Annotated in this window: 2 protein-coding genes; both read right to left on the bottom strand. The window is 74.4% G+C overall.

The features are described 5' to 3' along the window. Positions 1 to 280: 280 nt before the first annotated feature. Positions 281 to 1,294 carry a hypothetical protein gene (locus D7W79_RS39880; RefSeq protein ID WP_120530443.1) on the bottom strand — a complete coding sequence of 338 codons (1,014 nt, stop codon included), beginning with the start codon at positions 1,292 to 1,294 and terminating at the stop codon, positions 281 to 283. A gap of 133 nt (positions 1,295 to 1,427) precedes the next feature. Continuing rightward, a complete protein-coding gene (locus D7W79_RS39875; RefSeq protein WP_120530442.1) occupies positions 1,428 to 3,662 on the bottom strand; it encodes a tryptophan synthase alpha chain in 2,235 nt (744 codons plus the stop codon). Positions 3,663 to 3,853: the final 191 nt, after the last annotated feature.

Here is a 3,853-nt window from a genome sequence, read left to right as displayed (position 1 = left end):
CGGCGGGTGCTTCCGCGGGCTTGGGGCTTCCGGAAGGGGCGGCGGCGGACTTCGCCGGCTTCGCCGGGGCGGAAGACGGGCCGGACGCCTTGGCGGCCGGAGACTTCTCAGGGGGATTCTTCTTCGTGGCCACCGGAGGGCCTCCTGGCAGGTAGCGACCGTGGTCCCAGAGGGGATTGAAACGAGCGCGTCTCACTCGGTCACGGTGCCTACCAGAAAAGAGCCCTCCGGGGACATCCCCGGGCCTTCCAGCCCGGGGCCCTCACGTCACCGCGTCCGCTCAGCCGAACAGGCCGCCGACGAAGCTGGAGACGGCGGAGACGGCGGCGCCCACCTGGCTGACCACCGGGATGTTGGTGGCGGCGGCGATGGAGCCCACGGCGGTGATGACGCCCGTGACCTTCTTGGTGGTGCTGGCGTTCGGGTCGCGCAGGGTGGAGACCGCGTTCGCCGTGTCGAAGGCGGCGATGGCGATGTTCGCGCCCGGGGCGAAGCGGCCGGCGGCCTTGGCCAGGGTGCCCCCGGCGGCGCGGGCGGCGGCGGACGCACCGGCCTTGGCGGCGGCCTTGCCACCCTCGGACAGGGCGGCGCGGGCGGCGGCGCGGGACGCGGTGCCGGTGGCGACCTTCAGGGCCACGCCGCTCTCGCCGACGGCGGTCTTCAGCGCGGAGCGCACGCCGCTCTTGATGGCGGAGGAAGCGCCACCCTCGAAGGCGGCCTTGGCGGCGGCACCGGCGGCGGCGCGGGCCAGCTTGGGGCCGGCGCCGGGGACCGCGGCCTTGAAGGCGCCGCTGGCGGCCTTGTACGCGCTGCCGAACTTGGTCACGTCGCGGGCAATCTCCAGGCCGCCCTTGACGGTGCTGACCGCGCCCTTGCCGGCGGTGGCGACGGAGCCCAGCGCCTTGTTCCAGTCCTCGCTGCTGCCGGAGCGCACGGCGTTGCGCACGTCCTTGATGGCCGTGCCGGCCTGGCCCACCAGCTTCGCGGCGCTGGTCAGGGTGCCGAAGGCCTTGCCCGCGATGCCCAGCTTGCCCTTGAGGTCGAGCTTCGTCTTGGGGTCCATCGCCTTGGACACCATCTTGTCGACGTTGCCCTTCAGCGTCGCCTTGAAGCCGTCCGTCTTCAGGCTCTTGACGTTGTCGAAGCCGTCCTTCACGGCCGTCTTCACCTTCGTGAAGGTGTCGTAGCCCTTCTTGGCCTGCGTCCCGATGTCCTTCGCCGCCTTGATGGGGTCCTGCTGCACGTGGCGGATGGTGTTGCTGACGGCACTGCGGGCGCGGTCAATGAAGCTCATTTGGGGGCTCCCTCGTCGGAGTTCGAGGAAAATTGGGATGGGCTGCTGACGTCTTGCCGGGATTATCGCAGCGGCCGTCGATCAGTTGCGTAGCACCTCACATCTGCTGAGAATGTAGGTGTGGCACGGTGCGTCAGCGCTCGCGGCAGTCCGGGTCCGCGTCGTCGGCCCGGCCGTCCGCGTCGTTGTCCGCGCCGTCGTGGCAGTGGCCGGCCTCGGAGGAGACCCACTCGGTGACGTGCAGGGTGTAGCGGATGGGGGTGTCCCGGTCCGGCCGGGCCATGCCGTCCACCACCACCAGCACCGTCTGCCCCTGCGCGAGGGTCAGCTTCAGCGCGGGGGCGTCCTTTGTCGTGGGATGTAGGTTCGCGGCGCAGCCCAGCTCCGTGCCCCGGCAGCCGGTGAGGAGGTACAGGGCGTGGCCGCCCGCGTCCGGGTCACCGGCGGGCGAGGTGTCGAAGACGAAGGTGCCGGCCTTCGGCGCCGTCCACAGGTGGGCGCGGTCCTGCTGGAGCAGCGCGCCGCAGGTGCCCTGGAAGCCGTCGCCGGAGAGGGCGGTCTCCCCCTGGAAGGTGACGGGCAGGGCGCTGCCCAGGTCGTGGTGGGCGCAGCCCTGGCCCTTGCAGCGGGGGTCGTCGCGGCACTCGGTGTCCGCGCAGTCCACCCAGCGGTCCCCGTCGTTGTCCATGTTGTCGAAGCAGGCGCCGGCCTCGCTGGAGCGCAGCTCGTCGATATGCAGCGCGAAGGAGCCCTGCGTGAAGGACCCGCCGGCCACGGCGTCCACCGTCACCAGGACCCGCTGGCCCTTCGTCAGCGTCACGGCCACCCGGGACCCACCGCCGTAGCTGATGCCGTCCTTCGCGCACGCCAGCTCCTCGCCGCCGCAGCCGTCCGCGAACACGGCGATGACGGAGCGCACCGCCGAGCGGGCCGTGTCGAAGGTGAAGGTGCCCGCGCTCGGCGCCGTCCACAGGTAGCCCCGGTCCGGCGCGCCCGCGCCCCCGCAGGAGGCGGCGTGGTCGTCCCGGGCCTCCACGGTGGAGCCCGTCAGCGACACCGGCAGCGTGCTGCCCAGGTCGCGGTCCACGCAGAGGGGCTCGGGAGGCGCGCAGACGTTGGGCACGCCCGTGCCGGCGCAGGTCTCCGGCGCCGTGCAGGTGCCACACTCCAGCGTGCCGCCGCAGCCGTCCGCCACCGCGCCGCACGTCGCGCCCAGGAAGCCGCAGGTGGCCGGCCGGCATCCGGGCGCCGCGCAGACGTTGGCCACGCCGCCCGCGCCGCACGCCTGGCCTTGCGCGCACGCGCCGCAGTCGAGCATCCCGCCGCAGCCGTCCGCGACCTGCCCGCAGTTCTTGCCCAGGGCCTCGCAGGTGGTGGGCGTGCACGCGGCCTTTCCGCAGACGTTGGGCACCCCGGCGCCGCCGCATGTCTGGGACCCGAGGCAGCCGCCGCACTCCAGCACCGCGCCGCAGCCGTCGGACACCCGGCCGCAGTCCTTGCCCAGGGCCGCGCAGGTGGTGGGCACGCAGGTGCCGGCGCCGCAGACGTTGGCCTCGCCCGCGCCGCCGCACGTCGCGTCCGCCGCGCAGGCGCCGCACTCCAGGACGCCGCCGCAGCCGTCCAGCACCTCTCCGCAGTTCCTGCCCAGCGTGGCGCAGGTGGCCGCCTGGCACTGGGAGGGGGCGCAGACGTTGGCCACGCCGCCCGCGCCGCAGGTGAGTCCCTCGCCGCACGCGCCGCACTCCAGGACGCCGCCGCAGCCGTCGGACACGGGACCGCAGTTCTTGCCCAGGGCCGCGCAGGTCGTGGGGACGCACGGGGCGCGGCCGCACACGTTGGCGGTGCCGCCCCCGCCGCACGTCTCGTCCGGTCCGCACGCGCCGCACTCCAGGACACCGCCGCAGCCGTCCGCGACCTGGCCGCAGGTCTTGGCCAGCGCCTCGCAGGTGGCGGGGACGCACGCCGGGGGCCCGCAGGCATTGGGCACGCCGGCGCCGCCGCAGACCTCCGGGGTCGCGCAGGTGCCGCAGTCGAGGACGCCGCCGCAGCCGTCCGTGAGCGCGCCGCAGGTGGCGCCCCGCGCCGCGCAGGAGGTGGGGACGCAGGGCATGGGGCCGCAGACGTTGGGCACGCCGCCCCCGCCGCACGCCTGGCCTTCCGCGCACTCACCACAGTGCAGCGTGCCGCCGCACCCGTCGATGGCGTAGCCGCAGTCCAGCCCCTGGGACTCGCACGTCATGGGGATGCAGAAGGACGGGGGCTCCCAGCCCCACAGCCCGGAGGACGTGTTGTCCGGCAGCGTCCGGCCGCACGCCGTCCACAGCCCCAGGAGGAGCACCCATCCCGCCAGCCAGCCCGTCCGCCCCATGCCCCGTTCCCGCCACCCGTGAAGAGCCCGTCTGTCATCGGACCCGGGTCCAGAGGGTGGGGCTCCGCCCGGTGCCCGCGAAGCGGCGGCAAGCCCCGGCGGGTCGCCGGCGGTCGGAAAGGCGTCACTGTCCCACCCCGCCCGCCGGGGAGGCGCGCACTGGTGGACACCGGACGGGCCAGGGAGGGGGG

The sequence above is a fragment of the Corallococcus exercitus genome (assembly GCF_003611585.1).
Lineage (GTDB): Bacteria > Myxococcota > Myxococcia > Myxococcales > Myxococcaceae > Corallococcus > Corallococcus exercitus.
Note: the sequence above shows the minus strand (reverse complement) of the source record. Positions and strands in the feature narration are given on the sequence as shown.

Excerpts from the sequence above, each read along its gene's own strand:
- D7W79_RS39880 (WP_120530443.1), bottom strand. The coding sequence starts at position 1,294 with ATGAGCTTCATTGACCGCGCCCGCAGTGCCGTCAGCAACACCATCCGC.
- D7W79_RS39875 (WP_120530442.1), bottom strand. The coding sequence starts at position 3,662 with ATGGGGCGGACGGGCTGGCTGGCGGGATGGGTGCTCCTCCTGGGGCTG.